Origin of the sequence: Pseudomonas sp. P135 (assembly GCF_020312125.1) — a bacterium.
In the GTDB taxonomy this organism is placed as follows: Bacteria; Pseudomonadota; Gammaproteobacteria; order Pseudomonadales; family Pseudomonadaceae; genus Aquipseudomonas; species Aquipseudomonas fragariae.
Genome location: NZ_JAGPYR010000004.1, coordinates 111,651 through 133,689 on the forward strand (window position 1 = coordinate 111,651; position 22,039 = coordinate 133,689).

General features: G+C 60.2%; 25 protein-coding genes. 11 read left to right on the forward strand and 14 right to left on the reverse strand.

The window, feature by feature from the left end:
* The first annotated feature begins 222 nt into the window (after positions 1–222).
* The 6 genes from hemA to KBY08_RS07450 all read left to right on the forward strand — a co-directional run bounded on the left by hemA (position 223) and on the right by KBY08_RS07450 (position 5,622).
* Complete coding sequence (gene hemA, locus KBY08_RS07425; protein ID WP_003404937.1) at positions 223–1,500, forward strand: glutamyl-tRNA reductase; 1,278 nt, start codon at positions 223–225, stop codon at positions 1,498–1,500.
* On the forward strand, positions 1,497–2,579 hold the full coding sequence (gene prfA, locus KBY08_RS07430; RefSeq protein ID WP_003404940.1) for a peptide chain release factor 1: 1,083 nt from the start codon (positions 1,497–1,499) through the stop codon (positions 2,577–2,579). The genes hemA and prfA overlap by 4 nt, the downstream gene beginning before the upstream one ends.
* Positions 2,580–3,413 carry a peptide chain release factor N(5)-glutamine methyltransferase gene (gene prmC / locus KBY08_RS07435; protein ID WP_096134981.1) on the forward strand — a complete coding sequence of 278 codons (834 nt, stop codon included), beginning with the start codon at positions 2,580–2,582 and terminating at the stop codon, positions 3,411–3,413. It abuts the gene before it with no gap.
* Positions 3,407–4,177 (forward strand): molybdopterin-synthase adenylyltransferase MoeB, encoded by a 771-nt coding sequence (locus KBY08_RS07440; protein WP_161806352.1) that lies wholly within the window; start codon positions 3,407–3,409, stop codon positions 4,175–4,177. Before prmC ends, KBY08_RS07440 begins: the two co-directional genes overlap by 7 nt.
* Positions 4,170–4,985, forward strand: a complete 816-nt coding sequence (gene murI, locus KBY08_RS07445) for a glutamate racemase (protein WP_111522467.1) — start codon at positions 4,170–4,172, stop codon at positions 4,983–4,985. Before KBY08_RS07440 ends, murI begins: the two co-directional genes overlap by 8 nt.
* Before the next feature lie 118 nt (positions 4,986–5,103).
* Complete coding sequence (locus KBY08_RS07450) at positions 5,104–5,622, forward strand: acyloxyacyl hydrolase (protein WP_002552154.1); 519 nt, start codon at positions 5,104–5,106, stop codon at positions 5,620–5,622.
* A 303-nt stretch (positions 5,623–5,925) separates the two neighbouring features.
* Here KBY08_RS07450 and KBY08_RS07455 read toward each other — a convergent pair whose 3' ends face one another.
* From KBY08_RS07455 to KBY08_RS07510, 12 genes are all read right to left on the reverse strand, one after another.
* A complete protein-coding gene (locus tag KBY08_RS07455; RefSeq protein ID WP_046722219.1) occupies positions 5,926–6,282 on the reverse strand; it encodes a YkgJ family cysteine cluster protein in 357 nt (118 codons plus the stop codon).
* Entirely contained in the window at positions 6,237–6,746 is a 510-nt protein-coding gene (locus KBY08_RS07460) for a DUF2878 domain-containing protein (protein WP_024641569.1), read from the reverse strand. Before KBY08_RS07460 ends, KBY08_RS07455 begins: the two co-directional genes overlap by 46 nt.
* A complete protein-coding gene (locus tag KBY08_RS07465; protein WP_111522468.1) occupies positions 6,739–8,007 on the reverse strand; it encodes an SAM-dependent methyltransferase in 1,269 nt (422 codons plus the stop codon). Before KBY08_RS07465 ends, KBY08_RS07460 begins: the two co-directional genes overlap by 8 nt.
* Complete coding sequence (locus KBY08_RS07470) at positions 7,994–8,794, reverse strand: DUF1365 domain-containing protein (protein WP_004406949.1); 801 nt, start codon at positions 8,792–8,794, stop codon at positions 7,994–7,996. The genes KBY08_RS07465 and KBY08_RS07470 overlap by 14 nt, the downstream gene beginning before the upstream one ends.
* Positions 8,791–10,038 (reverse strand): NAD(P)/FAD-dependent oxidoreductase, encoded by a 1,248-nt coding sequence (locus KBY08_RS07475; protein ID WP_024641570.1) that lies wholly within the window; start codon positions 10,036–10,038, stop codon positions 8,791–8,793. The genes KBY08_RS07470 and KBY08_RS07475 overlap by 4 nt, the downstream gene beginning before the upstream one ends.
* Entirely contained in the window at positions 10,035–10,823 is a 789-nt protein-coding gene (locus KBY08_RS07480; RefSeq protein ID WP_004406947.1) for an SDR family NAD(P)-dependent oxidoreductase, read from the reverse strand. The genes KBY08_RS07475 and KBY08_RS07480 overlap by 4 nt, the downstream gene beginning before the upstream one ends.
* Entirely contained in the window at positions 10,820–11,242 is a 423-nt protein-coding gene (locus KBY08_RS07485; protein WP_111522469.1) for a nuclear transport factor 2 family protein, read from the reverse strand. Before KBY08_RS07485 ends, KBY08_RS07480 begins: the two co-directional genes overlap by 4 nt.
* The gene (gene phrB / locus KBY08_RS07490; RefSeq protein ID WP_004406945.1) at positions 11,235–12,683 is read right to left on the reverse strand and encodes a deoxyribodipyrimidine photo-lyase; all 1,449 of its coding nucleotides are present in this window, start codon (positions 12,681–12,683) and stop codon (positions 11,235–11,237) included. Before phrB ends, KBY08_RS07485 begins: the two co-directional genes overlap by 8 nt.
* A gap of 9 nt (positions 12,684–12,692) precedes the next feature.
* Positions 12,693–13,595: a MerR family transcriptional regulator gene (locus KBY08_RS07495; protein ID WP_004406943.1), complete on the reverse strand. Its 903-nt coding sequence runs from the start codon at positions 13,593–13,595 to the stop codon at positions 12,693–12,695.
* A 3-nt stretch (positions 13,596–13,598) separates the two neighbouring features.
* On the reverse strand, positions 13,599–14,561 hold the full coding sequence (locus KBY08_RS07500; RefSeq protein WP_024640149.1) for a YbgA family protein: 963 nt from the start codon (positions 14,559–14,561) through the stop codon (positions 13,599–13,601).
* A gap of 117 nt (positions 14,562–14,678) precedes the next feature.
* Positions 14,679–14,894 carry a TIGR02450 family Trp-rich protein gene (locus KBY08_RS07505; RefSeq protein WP_004406940.1) on the reverse strand — a complete coding sequence of 72 codons (216 nt, stop codon included), beginning with the start codon at positions 14,892–14,894 and terminating at the stop codon, positions 14,679–14,681.
* A complete protein-coding gene (locus tag KBY08_RS07510; protein WP_111522470.1) occupies positions 14,891–15,877 on the reverse strand; it encodes an NAD(P)/FAD-dependent oxidoreductase in 987 nt (328 codons plus the stop codon). Before KBY08_RS07510 ends, KBY08_RS07505 begins: the two co-directional genes overlap by 4 nt.
* Before the next feature lie 288 nt (positions 15,878–16,165).
* Between KBY08_RS07510 and KBY08_RS07515 the strand changes: the two genes are divergently transcribed.
* Both KBY08_RS07515 and hemH read left to right on the forward strand, forming a co-directional pair.
* Positions 16,166–17,068, forward strand: a complete 903-nt coding sequence (locus KBY08_RS07515; protein ID WP_024640147.1) for a TIGR01777 family oxidoreductase — start codon at positions 16,166–16,168, stop codon at positions 17,066–17,068.
* Between the two features lie 27 nt (positions 17,069–17,095).
* Positions 17,096–18,118 carry a ferrochelatase gene (gene hemH / locus KBY08_RS07520; protein ID WP_004406934.1) on the forward strand — a complete coding sequence of 341 codons (1,023 nt, stop codon included), beginning with the start codon at positions 17,096–17,098 and terminating at the stop codon, positions 18,116–18,118.
* Positions 18,119–18,295: 177 nt separating this feature from the next.
* Here hemH and KBY08_RS07525 read toward each other — a convergent pair whose 3' ends face one another.
* Positions 18,296–19,573, reverse strand: a complete 1,278-nt coding sequence (locus KBY08_RS07525) for a uracil-xanthine permease family protein (RefSeq protein ID WP_011266747.1) — start codon at positions 19,571–19,573, stop codon at positions 18,296–18,298.
* 4 nt (positions 19,574–19,577) lie between these two features.
* On the reverse strand, positions 19,578–20,216 hold the full coding sequence (gene upp / locus KBY08_RS07530) for a uracil phosphoribosyltransferase (RefSeq protein WP_024642275.1): 639 nt from the start codon (positions 20,214–20,216) through the stop codon (positions 19,578–19,580).
* Between the two features lie 207 nt (positions 20,217–20,423).
* Here upp and KBY08_RS07535 point away from each other — a divergent pair, with 207 nt between their 5' ends.
* The 3 genes from KBY08_RS07535 to KBY08_RS07545 all read left to right on the forward strand — a co-directional run bounded on the left by KBY08_RS07535 (position 20,424) and on the right by KBY08_RS07545 (position 21,905).
* The gene (locus tag KBY08_RS07535) at positions 20,424–20,981 is read left to right on the forward strand and encodes a hypoxanthine-guanine phosphoribosyltransferase (RefSeq protein WP_003318214.1); all 558 of its coding nucleotides are present in this window, start codon (positions 20,424–20,426) and stop codon (positions 20,979–20,981) included.
* A gap of 66 nt (positions 20,982–21,047) precedes the next feature.
* Complete coding sequence (locus KBY08_RS07540) at positions 21,048–21,551, forward strand: hypothetical protein (RefSeq protein WP_004406917.1); 504 nt, start codon at positions 21,048–21,050, stop codon at positions 21,549–21,551.
* Positions 21,552–21,617: 66 nt separating this feature from the next.
* Positions 21,618–21,905: a PA4642 family protein gene (locus tag KBY08_RS07545; RefSeq protein WP_004406914.1), complete on the forward strand. Its 288-nt coding sequence runs from the start codon at positions 21,618–21,620 to the stop codon at positions 21,903–21,905.
* The last annotated feature ends 134 nt before the right edge of the window (positions 21,906–22,039 follow it).

Sequence of the window (22,039 nt, forward strand, 5' to 3'; positions counted from 1 at the left end):
AAGAAGGGCGGCTTACCTGCGGTGGGAGCATCATGACACAAGGCTGTTGGCAAAACCCACAGCCGTCGGAAAAACTGATGCAATGCGTGTGTTTGCAGTGTCGCGGAGCCGAAAGCACGGTCTGCGACGAGCGATTGTAGTGGGACAATAATATGTGGTGGTTGTTCTGAGCTTATCGAAGTAGGACAATTACCGGCTTCACGTCACCACCTGCGACCCTGAATGGCCTTCCTTGCACTCGGTATCAACCATAAGACCGCCTCGGTCGACGTTCGCGAGCGTGTGGCATTTACCCCGGAACAGCTGGTCGAGGCATTGCAGCAGCTCTGCCAACTGACGGAAAGCCGCGAGGCTGCGATCCTTTCGACCTGCAACCGCAGCGAGTTGTACATCGAACACGAGCACCTTGGCGCGGACAGTATTCTTGCCTGGCTGGCCAATTATCATCACCTCAGTCTTGAAGAATTGCGTGCCAGTGCTTACGTGCACGAAGATGACGCTGCCGTGCGGCACATGATGCGTGTCGCCTCGGGGCTCGATTCGCTGGTGCTTGGCGAGCCGCAGATTCTCGGCCAGATGAAGTCCGCCTACGCGGTTGCCCGCGAAGCCGGCACGGTCGGGCCGTTGCTCGGTCGTCTGTTTCAGGCGACGTTCAGCGCTGCCAAACAGGTACGTACCGACACTGCCATTGGCGAAAACCCGGTCTCTGTGGCCTTTGCTGCAGTCAGCCTGGCGAAACAGATTTTCAGTGACCTGCAACGCAGCCAGGCCTTGTTGATCGGTGCAGGCGAGACCATTACGCTGGTCGCCCGGCATCTGCATGATCTGGGCGTCAAGCGTATCGTGGTCGCCAACCGCACGCTGGAACGCGCCAGCATGCTTGCCGCCGAGTTCGGTGCGCACGCGGTGCTGCTGTCGGACATCCCGGCGGAACTGGTCAACAGCGATATCGTGATCAGCTCCACCGCCAGCCAGTTGCCGATTCTGGGCAAGGGCGCCGTGGAAAGCGCGTTGAAGCTGCGCAAGCACAAACCGATTTTCATGGTCGATATCGCCGTACCGCGGGATATCGAGCCTGAAGTCGGCGAGCTGGACGATGTTTACCTGTACAGCGTTGATGACCTGCATGAAGTGGTGGCAGAAAATCTCAAGAGCCGCCAGGGCGCGGCGCTGGCCGCCGAGCAGCTGGTCAGCGTGGGTGCCGAGGACTTCATGTCGCGCCTGCGCGAACTGGCCGCAGTCGACGTGCTGCGTGCCTATCGTCAGCAAAGCGAACGGCTGCGTGACGAAGAACTGAGCAAGGCGCAACGTATGCTGGCCAACGGCAGCAATGCCGAGGACGTACTGATCCAGCTGGCGCGTGGCCTGACCAACAAATTGCTGCATGCACCCAGCGTGCAGCTCAAGAAGCTGTCTGCCGAAGGTCGCGTCGATGCGCTGGCCATGGCCCAGGAACTTTTTGCCCTCGGTGAGGGCTCGACGGATAAACCCCCGCAATGAAAGCTTCACTGCTCAATAAGCTGGATGTGCTCAGCGACCGTTTCGAGGAACTGACCGCGCTGCTCGGCGACGCGGAAGTCATCAGCGATCAGACACGCTTTCGCGCCTATTCCCGTGAATACGCTGAAGTGGAGCCAGTCGTTGCGCTCTACGCGCAGTTGCTCAGGGTGCAGGGCGACCTGGAGGGCGCACAGGCGCTGCTCAAGGACAGCGATCCGGACATGCGCGAAATGGCCGTCGAGGAAGTTCGCGAAACCAAACAGCAACTGGTCGAGCTGGAAGCGCAATTGCAGCGCATGCTGTTGCCCAAGGACCCGAACGACGGTCGTAACGTGTTTCTGGAAATCCGCGCAGGCACCGGCGGCGACGAAGCGGCGATCTTCTCCGGCGACCTGTTCCGCATGTATTCGCGTTACGCCGAGCGGCGTGGCTGGCGGGTCGAGATTCTTTCCGAAAACGAAGGCGAGCATGGCGGCTACAAGGAAGTCATTGCACGTGTCGAGGGTGACAGCGTCTACGGCAAGCTGAAATTCGAGTCTGGTGCGCACCGTGTGCAGCGTGTTCCGGAGACCGAATCCCAGGGCCGCATCCATACCTCAGCCTGTACGGTTGCGGTATTGCCGGAGCCTGACGAGCAGCAGGCGATCGAGATCAACCCAGCCGACCTGCGGGTCGACACCTATCGTTCTTCGGGCGCTGGTGGACAGCACGTCAACAAAACCGACTCGGCGATCCGCATTACCCACTTGCCGTCGGGTATTGTCGTCGAGTGCCAGGAAGAGCGTTCGCAGCACAAGAACAGAGCCCGGGCAATGTCCTGGCTATCTGCCAAACTGAATGATCAGCAGACCAGCGCGGCGGCCAATGCCATTGCCAGCGAGCGCAAGCTGCTGGTCGGCTCGGGCGATCGGTCCGAGCGCATACGTACGTATAATTTCCCTCAGGGGCGAGTGACGGATCACCGCGTGAACCTGACTCTGTATTCGCTGGATGAAGTTCTGGCGGGCGGAGTCGATGCAGTGATAGAGCCGCTACTCGCTGAATATCAGGCTGATCAACTTGCGGCACTGGGTGAGTAAATGACCATCATCGCAAGTGTACTCAGAAGCGCCGAGCTTCCCGATTCACCGACTGCACGGCTTGATGCCGAGCTGCTGCTGGCGGCGGCGCTGGGCAAACCACGCAGTTTTCTGCACACCTGGCCCGAGCGCATCGTCAGCACCGAAGCCGCCGTGGCATTCGCCGGCTACATGGAGCGCCGCCGCAAGGGCGAGCCGGTCGCTTACATTCTCGGCCAGCAGGGCTTCTGGAAGCTTGATCTCGAAGTCGCCCCGCACACGTTGATCCCGCGCCCCGAAACCGAAATGCTGGTCGAGGCGGCACTGGAACTGGTGCCTGCCTTCGCACCCGCTCAGGTGCTGGACCTCGGCACCGGCACCGGCGCAATTGCGCTGGCGCTGGCCAACGAACGCCAGCAATGGAAGGTCACCGCGGTTGACCGTGTGCCAGAGGCCGTCGCCTTGGCTGAACGCAACCGGCAGCGCTTGCAACTGAACAACGCCGAAGTCTTCGAAAGCCACTGGTTCAGTGGCCTGCAAGGTCGACAGTTCGACCTGATCATCAGCAACCCGCCGTACATCTCCGACGCCGATCCGCATCTGTCGGCCGGTGACGTGCGTTTTGAGCCGAGCAGCGCGCTGGTGGCCGGTTCCGACGGGCTGGATGACTTGCGCACGATCATCGAACAGGCGCCTGCACATCTCAATGCGGATGGCTGGCTGCTGCTGGAGCACGGCTACGATCAGGGACCTGCGGTGCGTGAGCTGCTGATTCGCCAGGGCTTCGAGCGTATTCAGACGCGCCGTGATCTGGGCGAGCATGAGCGCATCACCTTCGGATGCAAGCTGTGCTGAGTGATCAGGAGCTGCTGCGCTACAGTCGCCAGATTCTGCTGCAACATGTTGATATCGATGGCCAGCTAAGACTCAAGCAAAGTCGTGCGCTGGTCGTGGGCGTCGGCGGGCTTGGCTCGCCGGTGGCCCTGTATCTGGCCGCCGCCGGGGTTGGTGAGCTGCATCTGGCGGATTTTGATCACGTCGACCTGACCAACCTGCAACGCCAGATCATCCACGACACTCAGAGCATCGGGCAGGCCAAGGTAGATTCGGCCATCACCCGGCTCAATGCGATCAATCCCGAGATCACCCTTGTCGCTCATCGTGCAGCGCTGGATACCGACTCACTGGACGCGGCGGTACAGGCTGTCGATCTGGTGCTCGATTGCTCGGATAATTTCGCCACTCGCGAAGCGGTCAACGCCGCCTGTGTCGCTGCCGGCAAGCCGTTGGTCAGTGGTGCGGCCATTCGGCTTGAAGGGCAGTTGTCGGTGTTCGACCCGCGTCGTGCGGACAGCCCTTGTTACCATTGTCTGTACGGGCATGGCAGCGAAGCCGAACTGACCTGCAGCGAGGCCGGTGTCATCGGGCCGCTGGTCGGTCTGGTTGGCAGCCTGCAAGCGCTGGAGGCGTTGAAACTGCTGGCCGGCTTTGGCGAACCCATGGTCGGTCGACTGTTATTGATCGACGCCTTGAGCACGCGTTTCCGTGAACTGAAGGTCAAGCGTGACCCGGCGTGCAGCGTCTGTGGTCCGGCCAGTGTGCAGCGCGAGCATGCTTGACGTGCATATGAGCCATGGCGGCGATGCACCGGTCGGAATCTTCGATTCCGGGGTCGGTGGTCTGTCGGTGCTCAATGAAATCCGCCAGCTGTTGCCCAGCGAGTCGCTGCTGTATCTGGCGGACTGCGGGCACATTCCCTACGGTGAAAAGACTCCCGAATTCATCATCGAGCGATGCCTGACGATTGCCGGGTTTTTCCGCGAGCAGGGGGCCAAGGCGCTGGTCGTCGCCTGCAACACGGCTACTGCCGCAGGTGTGTCGCACCTACGTCAGCGCTACCCGGACTGGCCGATTGTCGGTATGGAGCCAGCGGTCAAACCGGCTGCCGAGGCGACCCGCAGCGGCGTTGTCGGTGTGCTGGCGACTACCGGAACGCTGCAAAGCGCCCGCTTTGCGGCCTTGCTGGACCGTTTTGCCAACGATGTGCGGGTCGTGACCCAGCCGTGCCCCGGGCTGGTCGAGCTGATCGAAACCGGCGACCTGGTCAGTCCGCAAATCCGTCAGCTGCTGCAGCACTATGTCGAGCCATTGCTGGCAGCGCGCTGTGACACGATCATTCTGGGCTGTACTCATTACCCGTTTCTCAAGCCATTGCTGCGCGAAATGCTCCCCGAATCGGTCACCCTGATCGATACCGGAGCCGCAGTGGCGCGGCAGCTGCAGCGTCTTTTGGCGCGGTCCGGCCTGCTTGCCAGTGGTGTCGCCCGAGACACTGTGTATTGGTCTAGTGACATACCGGACAATTTCAGAAAAATCCTACCTTTTTTGTCGCAAAACGTCGGCAATGTGAGAAGCTTCTGTTTGTAAAAAAAACGTGAAAAAAAGCGCTTTTGGGGTGAACTTACGTCGCCTCCGCGGCTTCTATAAAAGCGGCTGATGAATTCCAACACTTTTCGTACAATTTAATATATTTAGGACGTTTCTCATGAAGAGACTCTTTTGCCTGGCCGTGATTGCGGCCGCTTTGGCAGGGCAAGCTTCAATCGCGCAGGCTGATGGTGTTGAGTTTTCGGTCGGTCAGACCGGCGAGTCGACCATGACTTATCGTCTGGGCGTGCAGTTTGATTGGGATAAAACCTGGCTGCAAAGCGACATCGGTCGTCTGACCGGCTACTGGGATGGCGCTTACACCTACTGGGATGGCAAGGACTACAAGGATAACCACAGCCTGTCGTTCTCCCCGGTTCTGGTCTACGAGTTCGGCAACGGCAACGTCAAGCCATACGTAGAAGCCGGTATCGGCGTCTCGGTGTTCTCCAACACCCAGGTCGAAGACCGCAAGTTCGGTTCTGCCTTCAACTTCGAAGACCGTATCGGTTTCGGTCTGCGCTTCGCGGGCGGGCATGAAGTCGGTATCCGTGCGACCCACTACTCCAACGCCGGCATCAAAGAGCCGAACGACGGTATAGAGAGCTACGCACTGCACTACAAGATGCCGTTCTGATAAAACAGCTGCCTCTCATGCCAGCGCCCCGCGTTGGCATGCATTTCGTGACGCTCCGCTCCGGACCATCCCCCCCCCCGCAGAAGAGCCCGGGTGACGGCGCTTTCAGGCTTCTGCCCGCAGGGCGTAGGAGCGAACTTGTTCGCGAAAGGGCCGGTATATTCACCGAAAATACTTCGTCTGAACTGACGCCTTCGCGAACAAGCGAAGCGTCGCCCGGTCCGCTCCTACGGCCTTCGGCCAGAATCAAGAACAGATTTGTGTATAACGCTTAGCACAGCGCGTGGGGACGATAGTGATGAATCAAAGATAAGCCGTCGCAATCCCTTTGCGTTCGTTCAGGCAGTCTTCCGCACCCGCTTCGAATTCACGACAGATCAACGGGCGTTTCTCGTAGATCGTGCACATCATCGTGTTGCGATCCAGCGCAGCGCACCAGCCGTCATCCAGGCGCAACATGACCTCGCCACCCCACTCATCGGTATCGATGTAACGCTCAGGCACGCCCGTGTCGGTGATCAGCATCACTTCCAGTTGGCAGCAGCAGGCTGCGCAGGTCGAACAAGTGACTGCCGGTTCGCCGTGGACCTCGGCGAGCGGAATGAGTGTAGCGTTCAGAGCGTTTCTCCCGAGTGTCTGGCGGCGCGGGCTGCCAGCCATTGCAGCAGGGGAAATATACCCGCCCAGACCAGCCCCAGCACCAGCATGCCTGGCCACACTCCGAGGGGAAGGTGGACCTGGGCCAGTTGCGAGCCGGCATAGTACGACATCGGGCCGCCAATAGCGCCCAGCACGACTGCACGCCATAGCGGCTTCGCCGTCCAGGCCAGGCAATGATTGAGCGTGGTGCCCAGCACCGCCCACAACAGCGCCAGCCACAACGGCAAGAGGTAGCCGCCCGTGCCGAAATCAAAAACGCCGAGTGTCATCAAGGTACTGTCCAGCACGATACCGATCAAGGTCACCGTCAGAATCAGCCGGCCTTCCGCTGCCCATGAGCTGATCCACAGAAAATGCACCGCCAGCACGCCCACGGCGATCAGCAGCCAGAAGCTGTTGCCGCCCAGTACGCAGGCGAACCAGCCGATCTGAAACAACAGCGCGTTGGCAATGGATTTAAGCATTGAAGCGCCCAAGCAGCGGTTCGCGCAGCGCTTCGGGCTTGGCGAGCAGCAGTTGCGCGGTGCCTATGGTCCGCTCCAGGAAGCCGCCTTCGCAGTAGCACATGTAAAACTCCCACAGGCGCAGGAAATGCTCGTCGTAACCCAGCTCGGCGAGTTTGCCGTGGGCGTTTTTGAAGTTGTCGTGCCACAGGCGCAGGGTGCGCGCGTAGTGCAAGCCGAAATCTTCCATGTGCAGCAGGTTCATGTCGGTATCGCTGCCGACGATGTCGAGCATCTTCGCCACCGAGGGCAGGGCGCCACCGGGGAAAATGTAACGCTGGATGAAGTCCACAGTGCGCTTGGCCTGTGCGTAACGCTGTTCGCGGATGGTGATCGCCTGCAGCAGCATCATGCCGTTGCTTTTCAGCAGGTTCGCGCATTGCTTGAAGTAGGTGGGCAGAAAGCGATGGCCGACCGCTTCGATCATCTCGATGGACACCAGCTTGTCGTACTCACCGGTCAGGTCCCGGTAGTCGGTCAGCAGCAACGTCACGCGATCCTGCAGGCCCAGTTCGATCAGTCGTCGCTCGGTGTAGGCGAACTGCTCCTTGGACAGGGTCGTAGTGGTCACCTGGCAGCCGTAGTGCTGCGCCGCGTAAATAGCCATGCTGCCCCAGCCGGTGCCGATTTCCAGCAAGTGATCGGTGGGCTTCAGGGCGAGTTTCTGACAGATGCGCTCGAGCTTGTTCAACTGCGCCTGTTCCAGCGTGTCGTCTTCGCTGAGGAACTGTGCGGCTGAATACATCATGGTCGGGTCGAGAAACTGCTCGAACAGCGTGTTGCCCAGGTCGTAGTGGGCCGCGATATTTTTCTGCGAGCCTTCGCGTGTATTGCGGTTGAGCCAGTGCAACGCGTGAATCAGCGGGCGGGTCAGGCGCGCCATTCCGCCCTCCATCGCATCCAGCACATCCAGATTGCTGACAAACACCCTGATCACCGCCGTCAGGTCTGGTGTCGTCCAGTAGCCATGAATGAAGGCCTCGCCCGCACCGATGGAACCGTTACTGGCGACCATGCCCCAGGCTGCCGAATCGAGAAGGTGGATTTCAGCCTGAATCAGCGCGCCGTTCTTGCCGAACACATGGCGCTCACCCCGTTCGACAATCACCAACTGGCCGTTGCGCAGTCCGGCGAGTTGCCGCAGCACGCCTCGGCGCAGGAGGTTGGCAGTCAAACCATTAGTGCCCAGATTGGCAGAAAAACTACTGCTACTGCTTTTCATGGAGTGAGTCCTTGGATTGCGCGGCGGCAGCACGGTACTCGCCGTCAGCGGCCTGATGGGAAAAGATGGGTATGCGTTTGACCAACAGGCGCATGGCCTGCCAATAAATGGCCAGACAGGTTTTCGCGGTCATCCATGGATAAGCGATCAGATAGCGATGCAGCGTCTTGCGGTTGAGACTCTGGCGGGTCAGATTGAGCGTGGCGTCAAACATCTTCAGTTCGCCTTGCCAGTCAGCCATGTGTACACCGATCCGTTCGGCGGGCTGGCTGAAGCTCATGCGGTACTCGAGATCACGTGGCAGAAACGGTGAAACATGAAAGGCCTTGGCCACGGCGAAATGCTGATGGCCTTCGCCGGTGGCGGGCAGCACATAGCTGTAGCGCTCGCCCCACGGGGTATTGGTCACTTCACACAGAATGCCGGCCAGTGTGCCGTCAGCTTCGTGGCAGTAGAAAAAACTCACCGGGTTGAACGACAGCCCCCAACTGCGCGCCTGCGTCAGCAGGCAGACGCGGCCAGACGGGATGCGCCCCAACGCTTTGCCGACCCGCTCGCGGACCGCCTCGATGAGCGTCAGTCCTTGCCCGGTCAGCTCTGGCAGATAGTCTCGCTCACGAAACGAGAACGGCGCAAAACGCCCCCGGCCTGCCAGTGGGGAGAGCCCCAGCACGCTGTCCTGTTCATCCAGATCCAGATAGAGCAGGCCTATCCGATAGGTGAACTCATGGGCGCGCGGTGCAAACCGCCGGTGGCTGATCCAGCCACTGTAAAGGGCGCTGTTCACAGCGTTTCACCAAAGGCCTGGGCGACACGCAGGCCGCTGACCACGCCGTCTTCGTGAAAGCCATTGGCCCAGTAGGCGCCGCAGTACCAGGTGTGGTCGACACCGTTGATTTCCTCCCAGCGCGCCTGTGCAGTGATCGCATCGAGGCTGTATTGCGGATGGGCATAGCGGTAGCGGCCAAGGATTTTGGCCGGGTCGATGGCCGCAGTCTGGTTGAGGCTGACGCAGAACGTCGTGTCGCTCTCGATCCCTTGCAGAATGTTCATGTCATAGGTGACGGCGGCCGACTGCTGTTCGCCGCCGCCCAGGCGATAGTTCCAGCTCGCCCAGGCCAGTTTGCGCTTGGGCAGCAGTCGCGTGTCGGTGTGCAGCACCACATCGTTTTCGGCATAGCGCAGCGCGCCGAGAATCGACTGCTCGGCACTCGATGGCTGTGCCAGCAGGGCCAGGGCCTGATCGCTGTGACAGGCAAACACCACCTTGTCGAAACGTTCGCTGCCCATGGCGCTGTGCAGCGTCACACCTTCGCTGTCACGCTCGACACGTGTGACCGGGCAGGACAGACGAATGCGCTCGCGGAACGAGGCTGTCAGCGGTTCCACATAACTTCTGGAACCGCCTTCGATCACGCACCATTGCGGCCGATGAGTGACTGAGAGCAGGCCGTGATTCTTGAAAAAGCGCACGAAGAACTGCAGCGGGAAGCCGAGCATGTCGGCCAGCGACATCGACCAGATCGCCGCGCCCATGGGCACGATGTAATGATCGATGAAGCGCTGGCCATAACCGCCGTTCTTCAGGTACTCGCCCAGCGTGGTGTCTGCCGCGATGCGCTGGTTTTCCAGATCATCGACCGATTGACGATTGAAGCGCAGGATATCGCGCAGCATGCCCCAGAACCGCGGCGACAGCAGGTTGCTGCGCTGGGCGAACAGGCTGTTGAGGTTGTTGCCGTTATATTCCACGCCAGTACGCGGATCATGTACCGAAAAACTCATTTCCGCAGGCTGGAAGCCGACACCCAGCTGGCCTAGCAGGCGAATGAAATTGGGGTAGGTCCAGTCGTTGAAGACAATGAAACCGGTGTCGATCGCGTAGGCGCGGCCTTCGACCTGCACATCCACCGTGTGAGTATGCCCGCCGATCCAGTCCGAAGACTCGAACACGGTCACCTCATGCGCGCGGTTGAGCAGGTAGGCACTGGTCAGGCCAGAAATCCCGCTGCCAATGACTGCGATCTTCATTGCGCGTCCTTATTCGACGATTCGCTGCGCGCCATGCGTTTGCCGAGGGCCAGTCGGGCGCGTGCCGGGAGCAGGGCCAGTAAGCTCATGCTGAAGATGAACAGCGCCGGAAAGGCGATATCCAGCGGACGTTTGTTGCGCCCCAGTTTGCTGGCGATATGTTTGGCTGCCTTCTCGACAGGCCAGCGCATGGGCATGGGGAAATCATTTTTCTGCGTCAGCGGCGTGTCGACGAACCCGGGGCTGACCACTGTCACGTCGATGTTTTCGCTGGCCAGGTCCAGCCGCAGCGCTTCGAGCAGATAACGCAGGCCGGCTTTCGACGCGCCGTAGGCTTCGGCGCGGGGCAGGGCCAGGTAGGTCACCGCACTGGCCACGCCGACCAGGTGCGGCTGATGACCTTTGCGCAGCAGCGGCAACGCGTGCTCGATGCAGTAACTGCTGGCCAGCAGGTTGGTGCGTACCACGCGTTCGACCATGGCCGCTTCAAACTGTCGGGCGTCGATGTATTCGCAGGTGCCCGCGTTGAAGATGGCCGTGTCCAGGGCTCCCCATTGCCGGGCGATGTCGTCGGCAATCGCCTTGACTTGCTCGGGGTCGGTGATGTCACCGGTCACCAGCAGCACCTGCGTGGGATAAACGTTCGCAAGGTTCTGCAATGGCTCAAGCGTGCGGGCGGTCAGCGCGAGCCGGTGACCGGCGTTGAGCAGTTCTTTGGCCAGTGCCAGGCCAATGCCGCTGCTTGCTCCGGTCAACCAGATGCGTCGTGCAACAGGAGTGCTCATCCCAACCTCTTCTTCAACCAATGGATGACTCGACCCATGATGGGCAGATGTTCGTAGAGCAATGCACCGGCATCGAAGTAGTCCCGGTGTCGATAAACCTTGTCGCGCCACTTCAGTTGCGAACAGCCTTCTACCTGAATTGTCCGGCCGGCGGCCAGACGCGGGTGCGAATAACTCATGGTCCAGACCAGATAGCCCTCGCCGGGGCGCACCTCGTCGAAGGCGTGGAAGTCGAAATGCAGGTCCTGGACGTTGGCGTACAGCTCGCCGAAATAGCGGCGCATGGCGGCAAGGCCGTGGATATCGTGCATCGGGTCGCTGAACGACACGTCTTCGCTGTACAGCTCGGCAACCTGATCAAGGTTGTCCTTGTTCAGCGCGGCAAAACCCTCGGCGAAGCGATGCAGGAAATCAGCCATGTTCGACTCCTGCGGCCGGCTGTCGAGCCGGGAGCGCCTTGAACGCTGCCAGGGCGCGGGCGCGGCTCTTGCTCAGGTCGACGATGGGTTTCGGGTAGTCGGCAGCGCCAAATAGGTCACCGATTAACGACGGGTCGTGAATCTGCTTTTTATTCATATCCGCCAGTTCCGGCAGCCAGCGCTTGATGAACACGCCCTCGGGGTCGAAGCGTTCCGACTGCGACAGCGGATTGAAAATACGGAAGTAGGGCGCCGAGTCGGTACCAGTGGACGAGCTCCACTGCCAGCCGCCGTTGTTGGATGCCAGATCACCGTCGATCAGGTGGCGCATGAAAAAGCGCTCGCCCTCACGCCAGTCGATCAGAAGATTTTTGGTGAGAAACATCGCAACGACCATCCTTAGCCGATTGTGCATCCATCCGGTTTCCAGCAACTGGCGCATCGCTGCGTCAATGATTGGCAGCCCGGTACGCGCTTCTTGCCAGGCGCGCAGTTCTTCAGGTGCATCGCGCCACTTCAACGCCTCGGTTTCCGGGCGAAAGGCGCGATGACGCGAGACGCGTGGGTAGCCGACCAGCGTGTGTTTATAGAACTCTCGCCATAATAGCTCGTTGATCCAGGTCACGGTGCCCACGTCGCCAGTCTCGAACTCGCCCTGATTACTGGCCAGTGCCGCGTGCAGGCACTGGCGCGGCGAAATCACCCCGGCCGCCAGATAGGCCGACAACTGGCTGGTGCCGGGCTTGGCCGGAAAGTCGCGTTCGGTCTTGTAGTAGCTGATCTGCTCGTCGGCGAAGGCGTCCATGCGCCGTCTGGCTTCGGCCTCACCGGCCGGCCACAGGTCACGCAAGGCTTTCGAGGGCGTGGCAAAGCCCTTGACCTGCTCGGGAACCGCATCGCTTTTCATCGACTGTGCCGCCTGCGCTTGCGGGGTGCGCACCGGGTGCGGCATGGCCTCGTGCAGTCGGGTGTAGCAGACCTTCTTGAACTGGGTGAATACCTGAAAATAGTTGCCGGTCTTGGTCAGGATGCTGCCAGGCTTGAATAACAGCTGATCGAGGTAGCTGTTGAAGTGCACACCGGCTTTTTCCATTGCCTTCTGCACCGCCTGGTCGCGGCGGGTTTCGTTGATGCCGTATTCCTGATTGAGGTGCAGGCCCTCGACCTTGAACTGTGTGCACAGTGTTGCCAGCACTTCAGGCGCCTGATCCCAGGTGTCCGCCTCGCGGATCAGCAAAGGAACGTTCAACTCGCCCAGCGCCTTCTCGAGCTCGACCAGATTGCGCAGCCAGAAGTCTACCTTGCAGTCGGCATCGTCATGGCTGCGCCACTGCGCAGGACTGAGCAGGTAGACCGCCAGCGTCGGACCGCGCTCCATGGCGGCGGTCAGGGCAGTGTTGTCTTGAGCGCGCAGGTCGCTACGCAGCCAGATCAGTTGCATGAGAAGTCCTTAGATAAGTCCGAGCTTGCCCAGCTCGATTTGAGCGCTGAGTACGTCGTGGGCAAGGGTCAGTCCAGATATCTCCGTGGCCTGTACGAGCAACTCGGCATTATGGATCTGCACCGTTGGTCCGCCCAGCACGACAGGGCAGGTGATATTGGCCAGCAATCGGGGCAGATGGGGCACGTTCAGCGACTTGCTGGAATACAGCACTATGCCGCGTGGCTTCAGGTATTCGGCTGCCAGCGCCAGCTCGCCGACCGGCAACGGCCAGTCGAACACCTCGACCGGGCAATCGGCGCTGCTCACCAGCCAGGCCGCCAGCCACAGGTGCGGCTCCAGCGGCAGATCGGACTGATTGACCAGCAGCAACGGGGTGCCATTTAGCTGACGATTGTTGTGGTAGATGCGTGCGCCAAACTTGCTGCGCAGCCAGGAGTAGAAAAACGTGCGCTCCAGTTGTGCGCCGAACTTGCCTTGCCAGCGCTGTTCCAGTTCGGCCAGCAGCGGCAGCAGCAATTGCTCACACAGCGTGCGCGGCGGGTACAGCGACATCGCCTGATTGAACACGTCATCGACCCGGCGTTCGGCCAGCTCGCCGATCGCGACCAGCAAGGTCTGACGCAATGCGTCCCAGTCGTTGGTCGGCGGCAGGGCGTCCTTGCGATTGTCATCGATCAGCCCCTTGACCTGACTGACGGACACACCGCGGTTAAGCCAGGTCAGAATCTTCATGACGCGCTGCACATGCTCGTCCGAATACAGCCGATGACCTTTGGCGGTGCGGTGCGGGACGATCAGCCCGTAACGACGCTCCCAGGCACGCAGGGTGACGGCGTTGACGCCTGTCTGCCGTGCAACCTCGCGGATCGGCAACCAGTCGCCCGGTACCTCTGTGTCTGTTTCATTCATGAGTCAAATCGCATTGCGCAGGCTGAGGTTTTCCGGGTGGGGCTGCATGTACACCTGCAGCGCCACATACGGGTCCGGATGTTGGCGAAAATGATGCTTGAGCAGCGTCAGCGGCACGATCAGGGGCACGATGCCCTGGTGATACTGGGCGATGACCTGCTGGATTTCCTGCTTGTCTTCACTGGTAATGGTTTGTTTCAAATAACCACACAGGTGCTGCAGGACGTTGGTATGAGTGCTGCGCGTAGCGCACTTTTTCAAGGCTGCCATCAATTGGCTGAAGTACAGCGGCGCGATTTCGTTCGGGTCGGTGCGGCCCATGCTGCCGAGCATCTTGCCCAACGCCTTGTATTGCACCGGGTCGTTGGCCATCAGCTGGTATTTGTAGCGCGAGTGGAATTCGGTCAGGGCGCGCCGGGTGACGCCTTCTTTCAGCAACTGTTGCCAGGCCGCGTAGGCAAACACGCGGGTGACGAAGTTTTCGCGCAGCACGGCATCGTTGAGCCGGCCGTCTTCCTCGACGGGCAGATCGGGGTGACGTTCGCAAAAGGCCTGCGCATAGATCCCGCGACCGCCGCCATCGACCGGGGCGCCGTTTTCGCGGTAGACCTTGACCCGCTCCAGGCCGCATGAAGGGGATTTCTGCATGAAGATGTAGCCGCAGATATCGCCCAGCTCAGCGGCCATCTGTATGCCGTAATCCGCCAGGGCCTGGGTAACGTCCAGGTCACGATTGACCGTACCAAGCGCCTTGGGATTTTCTGCGTCGCCCACCAGCCTGATCGGCTCGCGCGGGATGCCCATGCCGATAGCGACTTCAGGACACGCCTGGACGAAATCGAAGTACTTGCTCAACGCCTGCGTACACAGATGAGATTCCTTGTGTCCGCCATTGAAGCGAACCTCGGCACCCATCAGGCAGGCACTGATGCCGAGTTTGGGTTTTTCGATTGCGGACGCCGCCATCAGTCACCTCTACAGAAGACTTGTACAGATAGTTCGTGCTGTACAACTTGTCTTCATCATAGGGGTGTAATTGTACAAGTCAAATTCTTTGTAGAGGGCGGTAAGGGCTGATTCCAGCTACTTCCAGCCCATCCGCCATGTATCTGACTGTTGCAGCACTTGCCACGGCAGTCGCTCGCTGCGCTGGGTCAGCACGGCCTGCAGCTCTATTTCCAGGACGGTGCCTTCTTCGTCCTTGAACAGCTCGGTGACCAGAAAGTGTTTTTCCCGGTTGAGCGGGGTGGCTGCTGTCCATTTCGACAGCAGCAGCTTGCGCGGGTTGATCTGATTCATTGCACGTGTTCCAGCAATCGACGCGCGGCTTCCTGCCCACTCAGCCATGCGCCTTCCACGCGTCCGGACAGGCACCAGTCGCCGCACACGTAAATGCCCAGATCGGCATCCGACAGGGCGCCCCATTCGTGAGAGCCGGCAGGCCGTGCATACAGCCAGCGGTGGGCGAGGCTGAACACTGGCGCGGGCATGGTGCAATCGATCAATTCCGCGAAGGCGCCGTGCAACTGTTCGGTCACCTGTTCTCTGGAGGCGTCGATATTCTGCTGGCTCCACTGGCTGGTGGCGTGCAGTACCCAGGTATCGAGCGTGGCGTCGCGCCCGGCTTTGCTGCGGTTGCGGGCCAGCCAGTCCAGCGGGCTGTCCTGCACGAAGCAACCCTGCATGGGCGTCTGCAACGGGGTTTCGAAGGCCAGCGCCACAGCCCAGGTCGGGTCCATCTTCACGCCTGCCACGACGCTTGCCAGTTTCGGCGCGGCAGCCAGCAGGGCTGTGGCCTGAGGGGCCGGGGTGGCGATGATCACATGGCTGAAAGGGCCGTGGCTTTCGCCTTCGGCATCCAGCAGGTTCCAGTGTTGTTCGCCGCGAAACACTTCAGTGATCCGGCACGAGAACGACACTGGCAGATCGCCGCGCATCGCCCGGGTAATAGCGCTCATGCCAGGCGTACCCACCCAGCGCACTTGCTCATCCGGTGAAGGGCTGAGTCTGCCGCCATGAAAGTTGTAGAGCGAGGGTGTCCACTCGGCGACGTGACCGGCGCTTTGCCACTGCTTGACTGCAGTGGCAAAGCGCCGGTCACGGGCGGTGAAATACTGTGCGCCCATGTCCAGCGAACCTGCGTCGCTGCGCTTGCTGGACATACGACCGCCGCTGCCGCGGCTCTTGTCGAAAAGGTGCACCTGATGCCCGGCGGCTGTAAGCGCCTGGGCTGCTGAGAGTCCGGCGATACCGGTACCGATGATTGCGATAGGGACAGTCATAGGGGCCTCGTTACCTTGTCTGTACAGACTACGCCGTAGTTAAAACCTGTACAATCTTCTTGTTTGGTATAACTTGCAGTGGTTTTGCAATTTAGCGATTGAGTCACATTGCCACTGGCAAGGTCGAACGGTTCAGCGACTCGGGCGAAGGCCTCGAGGCTGCGCTTCATTCTGCTGTGGCCTATGGTTCAGCTGACAGTTTCGTTTTCCGGACCAACGTCACGGACAGCGTCACTGGTAAAAATAAGACTACTCAATTGTCACCTACGCCACGCGAGGTTATCTGCCATGCACATATTGCTGACCGGTGGTACTGGTTTGATAGGACGAGCGCTCTGCCGTTTCTGGTCTGCTCAAGGCCATGAATTGACGGTATGGAGCCGAACACCCGCCGATGTCGTCGAGCTGTGCGGTCCCTCAGTGCGTGGCATTGCCAGCCTTGATGAGCTGGGCACGCAGCCGGTGGATGCAATCATCAATCTGGCAGGCGCGCCCATTGCGGATCGTCCCTGGACCCGCAAGCGCCGTCTGTTGCTGTGGGAGAGTCGCGTCGGCCTGACCGAGCAACTGCTGAAATGGCTGGGCACTCGCACGCAAAAACCTGCGCTGATGATTTCCGGTTCCGCAGTCGGTTGGTACGGCGACAGTGGCGAGCGCGAAATCGACGAAACCTCGCTGCCTGCCAAGGAAGACTTTGCCAGCCAGCTGTGCAATGCCTGGGAAGAAACCGCGCAACGTGCCGAGGCGCTGGGTGTGCGGGTGGTGCTGATACGCACGGGGCTGGTGCTGTCCGATCGCGCCGGTTTTCTGCAGCGTCTGTTGCCCCCTTTCAAATTCGGCATGGGCGGGCCGATCGGTAACGGCAGGCAGTGGATGCCGTGGGTTCACCTCCAGGATCAAATCGCCGCAATTGATTTTTTGTTAAATCTGAATGAAGCAAAGGGTCCTTATAATGTTTGCGCGCCTTCACCGGTGCGCAATCGTCAGTTTGCCAAGACCCTGGCCGGCATTCTGCACCGACCGGCGTTCATGCCGATGCCTGCGCTGGCCCTGAAGGTATTGCTGGGTGAGCTTTCGGTATTGCTGCTCGGTGGTCAGCGTGCGCGGCCGGAGCGTTTGCAGGAAGCTGGTTTTACATTCAAGTACACCGAACTCGACACCGCCCTGCAGGATTTGCTGGGTCGCCACTGAACGCTGTTGAAATGAATAGGATGTTGCATGACCGATCACGCTTTGTTGCTGGTCAATCTGGGTTCGCCTGCCTCTACTCAAGTGGCAGACGTGCGCAGCTATCTGAACCAGTTCCTGATGGATCCTTATGTGATCGACCTGCCGTGGCCAGTGCGCAGGCTGTTGGTCTCGCTGATTCTGATCAAACGGCCAGAGCAGTCCGCACACGCCTATGCGTCCATCTGGTGGGATGAAGGTTCGCCTCTGGTGGTGCTGAGCAAGCGTCTGCAGCAGGCGATGAAAAAGGAGTGGTCGCACGGGCCGGTCGAGCTGGCCATGCGTTATGGCGAGCCGTCCATCGAAACCGTGCTGACGCGCCTGGCAGAGCAGGGCTTCAAGAAGGTCACCCTGGCGCCGCTGTATCCGCAGTTCGCCGACAGCACGGTGACCACGGTCATTGAAGAAGCCAAACGTGTGGTGCGCGCCAAATCGTTGAAAATGCAGTTCTCGGTGCTGCAGCCGTTCTACGATCAGCCCGAGTACCTGAGTGCGCTGGTGGAAAGCGTGCGGCCGCATCTGGAGCAGCCTTACGACCATTTGCTGCTGAGCTTTCACGGTCTTCCCGAGCGGCATCTGCACAAGCTCGACCCGACCGGCAAGCATTGCCTGAAGGACGACTGCTGCATGACCGCCCCCGCCGAAGTGCTCGCCACCTGCTATCGCGCGCAGTGCATACAGTCGGCGGCGGCATTCGCCAAACGTATGGGCATTGCTGACGGCAAATGGTCGGTGTCGTTCCAGTCACGTCTGGGGCGTGCCAAGTGGATCGAACCCTACACCGAAGCGCATCTGGACGAACTGGCGGCGAAAGGTGTGAAGAAGCTGCTGGTCATGTGCCCGGCGTTCGTGGCCGATTGCATCGAGACGCTGGAGGAGATCGGTGATCGCGGTGCCGAGCAGTTCAAGGAAGCGGGGGGAGAGGAACTGATCCTGATCCCTTGCCTGAACGACGACCCCAACTGGGCGAAAGAGTTGAACAGACTGTGCGAGCGTGCGCCGTTGATGTTGTAGTGCTGCGAACGCCAGGGTGGTGATGATCGTTCCTACGCTCCGCGTAGGAATGCATTTCGTGACGCTCCGCGTCGCAAATCTGCGCTGCACCGCACATTCAGGGTCGGACGCAGAGCGTCCAGAACTGCATGCCAACGCGGAGCGTTGGCACGATGGTCAAGCCCACTCCGGGCAGGATTACGGCAACTGATCATCCAGCTGCTTGTTCTTCCAGCTGTCATTGCCCGGCAGGATCAGGTTCAGGGCGATGGCGGTCACGGCGCACAGGGCGATGCCCTTCAGGCCGAAATCGTTCGGGCCGTTGCCGGTGCCGATCAATACGCCGCCGATCCCGAATACCAGGGTGACCGAGACAATCACCAGATTGCGCGCTTCGGCCAGGTCGATCTTGTGGCGGATCAGGGTGTTCATGCCCACTGCGGCAATCGAACCGAACAGCAGGCACAGAATGCCGCCCATTACCGGCACCGGAATGCTCTGCAGCAGCGCGCCGAACTTGCCGATGAACGCCAGTGTGATCGCAAAGAACGACGCCCAGATCATGATCTGCGGGTTGTAATTCTTGGTCAGCATCACCGCGCCAGTCACTTCGGCGTAAGTGGTATTGGGCGGGCCGCCGAACAGGCCAGCCGCGGTGGTGGCGATGCCGTCGCCAAACAGCGTGCGGTGCAGGCCCGGCTTTTTCAGGTAATCGCGTCCGGTCACACTGCCGACTGCAATCACGCCGCCGATGTGCTCGATGGCCGGGGCCAGGGCCACCGGAACAATGAACAGAATCGCCTGCCAGTTGAATTCCGGTGCGGTAAAGTGCGGCAAGGCCAGCCAGGCGGCGTCAGCGATCTTTTTGGTATCGACCACACCAAAGTAGAACGACAGCGCGAACCCTACCAGCACGCCGGAGATGATCGGCACCAGACGGAAAATGCCTTTGCCGAACACCGCCACGATCAGCGTGGTCAGCAAGGCCGGCATCGAAATCAGCATGGCGGTCTGATAGGGAATCAACTGCACGCCATCGCCGGACTTGCCCATCGCCATGTTGGCTGCAATCGGGGCCATGGCCAGGCCGATGGAGATGATGACCGGCCCGATCACCACGGGAGGCAGCAGGCGATCAATGAAACCAGTGCCCTTGATCTTCACCGCCAGACCGAGAAAGGTATACACAAAGCCTGCCGCCATGACACCGCCCATGGTCGCGGCCAGGCCGAACTGGCCCTTGGCGAGGATGATCGGGGTGATGAAGGCAAAGCTCGAGGCCAGAAAGACCGGCACCTGACGCCCGGTGACGATCTGGAACAACAGCGTGCCCAGGCCTGCGGTGAACAGCGCCACGTTCGGATCGAGCCCGGTGATCAGCGGCATCAGCACCAGCGCGCCAAAGGCCACGAAGAGCATTTGCGCGCCGGATAAAATCGTGCGCCACAGTGGATCGTTGAACTCCTGCTGCGTCATCGGGTTACGCGTCCTTCTGTTTGGTGCCGAAAATCTTGTCACCGGCATCGCCCAGGCCCGGAATGATGTAGCCGTGTTCGTTTAGACGCTCGTCGACGGAAGCGGTGTAGATCATCACGTCCGGGTGCGCCTTCTCTACGGCAGCGATGCCTTCGGGCGCCGCGACCAGGACCATGGCGCGGATTTCCTTGCAGCCGGCCTTCTTCAGCAGATCGATGGTGGCGACCATCGAGCTGCCGGTGGCCAGCATCGGGTCGATGATCATTGCCAGGCGCTCGTCGATTTCCGGGACCAGTTTTTCCAGGTAGGTGTGCGCCTGCAGGGTTTCTTCGTTGCGGGCCACGCCGACCGCGCTGACCTTGGCGCCCGGAATCAGGCTGAGCACGCCGTCCAGCATGCCGATACCGGCGCGCAGAATCGGCACGACAGTGATTTTCTTGCCCGCGATCTTCTCGACTGACACCGTACCGGCCCAGCCTTGAATGTCGTAGTTTTCCAGCGTCAGGTCGGCGGTGGCTTCATAGGTCAGCAGCGCGCCGACTTCCTGAGCCAGCTCGCGGAAATTCTTGGTGCTGATGTCGGCGCGGCGCATAAGGCCGAGCTTGTGGCGGATCAGTGGGTGACGGATCTCACGAATGGGCATGGGGAAAGGCTCCAGCGGGGCAAAAATCGGTCTAGGTTAATCTATTCGGCACTGACTGTCTTAAAGCACATGCAGTATCGTTACGAAGCTTCGACGTTCGCGGCTTTTGCAAGACACTCGCAACGTTAGTCCAGAATCACTTGCTCTGGCTTGAACGGATGCGTACCTTTGCCCGCTTTTCTCAAACTGCCTTACCTGGAGAGCGTCATGTCCGCTGATCTCGAGCATATCCGTCAAGTCATGCGCGAAGCTGACTGCCTGTACACCGAGGCCGAAGTGGATGCGGCCATTGCCCGCGTCGGCGCGCAGATCAATGCCGAACTGGCCGAGCGCAATCCTGTCGTGTTCTGCGTCATGAATGGCGGCCTGATTTTCTCCGGCAAGCTGCTCACCCATCTGAACTTCCCGCTGGAAGCGTCCTACCTGCACGCGACGCGTTATCGCAACGAAACCACCGGCGGCGATCTGTTCTGGAAAGCCAAGCCGGAAGTCTCGTTCATGGACCGTGACGTGCTGATCATCGACGACATCCTCGATGAAGGCCACACCCTGGGCGCCATCATCGACTTCTGTAAACACGCCGGTGCCCGCGCTGTGCACACGGCCGTGCTGATCGACAAGGACCACGACCGCAAGGCTCGCCCGGACCTGAAAGCCGATTACGTCGGCCTGCCGTGCATCGACCGTTATATCTTCGGCTTCGGTATGGACTACAAAGGTTACTGGCGTAATGCTGCCGGTATCTATGCGGTCAAAGGGATGTAAGGCATTCTGACGACCGCTTCTGCGAACAGGGGCGGTCGTCGATTGGCAATTATATGGAAACCCTCAATGAAGCTACTGATTCCCGGCGCCGTGGCGTTGGTGCTGTTGTCTGGTCTGGCCGTTGCCGCACCTGCTGCGCCGGTATCGGCCAGCCCCATGCACGATCAATACCTGCCGCCTGACGACCTGAGCCTGCGCGATGGTGTGCCCGAGCAGCAACAGTTGATGCGGGTCACCGAGTACACCATCGTTGCCGGTAACCAGCGGCAATCGAGTCAGCAGCCGATTCCGGTCACCTCGCCCTTGTCGCTGCGCCTCAAGGGCAAGTCGCTGAACAAGGGCGCATCCATCTCCCAGGTGCTCGTGCACTTCGATGGCGGTGATAGCAAAAGCCTTAAAAAGCCGACCTATGATGAGCCGTCGCGCACGTTGACGCTGTATTACCCGCTGTCCCAGTACCGCGTGCTGGTGGACTTGCTGCGCAACGAGAAGGTCTATTGCCAGTTCCTCAGTTATGCCAACGGACACATCTGGGCTGATCTGCACACCACCTCTGCACGTGCGCGTTGAGCGCGGCGCTCGCCGGAGGGTAAACTGCCCGCCCGTGAAAGTGTCTGCGACCTGCTGGAGCCTGTAATGCGTAAAGATAAGAAGCAGTTGATTGGCGATGAGATCGGCGATGAGCAGATCAAACTGTTCCTCGACTTCGAGCCGTATGATGCTACCTCGCCGTCGCTGCACAAGCTGATCAAGGCTTATCGTGGGCTGCGCATCAACGATTTCGAACGCTTTCTGGTGTTCTTCAAGGAAGCGGGCCATGACTTCGATGGCAAGGACGAGCACGGCAACGACTTCATCGCCCTGATCAAGGATCAGCGCAATGCTGACGAATACATCGAACTGATCGAAAAAGCCCGCAGTTGACTGTCGTGCCAATGCTCCGCATTGCCAGAGCTGGACGCAGAGCGTCCGGAACTGCATTCCCACGCGGAGCTCTCAGTCGTTATACACACGTCCTAGAGCGCCCGGAATAACGGGCTTCCGAGCTTCTGCCCAGA

Coding starts and splice junctions, on each gene's coding strand:
- hemH (WP_004406934.1), top strand. CDS start 17,096: ATGACCGATCACGCTTTGTTGCTGGTCAATCTGGGTTCGCCTGCCTCT.
- KBY08_RS07495 (WP_004406943.1), bottom strand. CDS start 13,595: ATGAATGAAACAGACACAGAGGTACCGGGCGACTGGTTGCCGATCCGC.
- KBY08_RS07515 (WP_024640147.1), top strand. CDS start 16,166: ATGCACATATTGCTGACCGGTGGTACTGGTTTGATAGGACGAGCGCTC.
- prfA (WP_003404940.1), top strand. CDS start 1,497: ATGAAAGCTTCACTGCTCAATAAGCTGGATGTGCTCAGCGACCGTTTC.
- KBY08_RS07465 (WP_111522468.1), bottom strand. CDS start 8,007: ATGAAAAGCAGTAGCAGTAGTTTTTCTGCCAATCTGGGCACTAATGGT.
- KBY08_RS07475 (WP_024641570.1), bottom strand. CDS start 10,038: ATGAAGATCGCAGTCATTGGCAGCGGGATTTCTGGCCTGACCAGTGCC.
- KBY08_RS07460 (WP_024641569.1), bottom strand. CDS start 6,746: ATGCTTAAATCCATTGCCAACGCGCTGTTGTTTCAGATCGGCTGGTTC.
- KBY08_RS07510 (WP_111522470.1), bottom strand. CDS start 15,877: ATGACTGTCCCTATCGCAATCATCGGTACCGGTATCGCCGGACTCTCA.
- KBY08_RS07545 (WP_004406914.1), top strand. CDS start 21,618: ATGCGTAAAGATAAGAAGCAGTTGATTGGCGATGAGATCGGCGATGAG.
- KBY08_RS07500 (WP_024640149.1), bottom strand. CDS start 14,561: ATGGCGGCGTCCGCAATCGAAAAACCCAAACTCGGCATCAGTGCCTGC.
- KBY08_RS07535 (WP_003318214.1), top strand. CDS start 20,424: ATGTCCGCTGATCTCGAGCATATCCGTCAAGTCATGCGCGAAGCTGAC.
- KBY08_RS07485 (WP_111522469.1), bottom strand. CDS start 11,242: ATGGCTGATTTCCTGCATCGCTTCGCCGAGGGTTTTGCCGCGCTGAAC.
- KBY08_RS07480 (WP_004406947.1), bottom strand. CDS start 10,823: ATGAGCACTCCTGTTGCACGACGCATCTGGTTGACCGGAGCAAGCAGC.
- murI (WP_111522467.1), top strand. CDS start 4,170: ATGCTTGACGTGCATATGAGCCATGGCGGCGATGCACCGGTCGGAATC.
- prmC (WP_096134981.1), top strand. CDS start 2,580: ATGACCATCATCGCAAGTGTACTCAGAAGCGCCGAGCTTCCCGATTCA.
- phrB (WP_004406945.1), bottom strand. CDS start 12,683: ATGCAACTGATCTGGCTGCGTAGCGACCTGCGCGCTCAAGACAACACT.
- upp (WP_024642275.1), bottom strand. CDS start 20,216: ATGCCCATTCGTGAGATCCGTCACCCACTGATCCGCCACAAGCTCGGC.
- KBY08_RS07450 (WP_002552154.1), top strand. CDS start 5,104: ATGAAGAGACTCTTTTGCCTGGCCGTGATTGCGGCCGCTTTGGCAGGG.
- hemA (WP_003404937.1), top strand. CDS start 223: ATGGCCTTCCTTGCACTCGGTATCAACCATAAGACCGCCTCGGTCGAC.
- KBY08_RS07540 (WP_004406917.1), top strand. CDS start 21,048: ATGAAGCTACTGATTCCCGGCGCCGTGGCGTTGGTGCTGTTGTCTGGT.
- KBY08_RS07525 (WP_011266747.1), bottom strand. CDS start 19,573: ATGACGCAGCAGGAGTTCAACGATCCACTGTGGCGCACGATTTTATCC.
- KBY08_RS07505 (WP_004406940.1), bottom strand. CDS start 14,894: ATGAATCAGATCAACCCGCGCAAGCTGCTGCTGTCGAAATGGACAGCA.
- KBY08_RS07455 (WP_046722219.1), bottom strand. CDS start 6,282: ATGGCTGGCAGCCCGCGCCGCCAGACACTCGGGAGAAACGCTCTGAAC.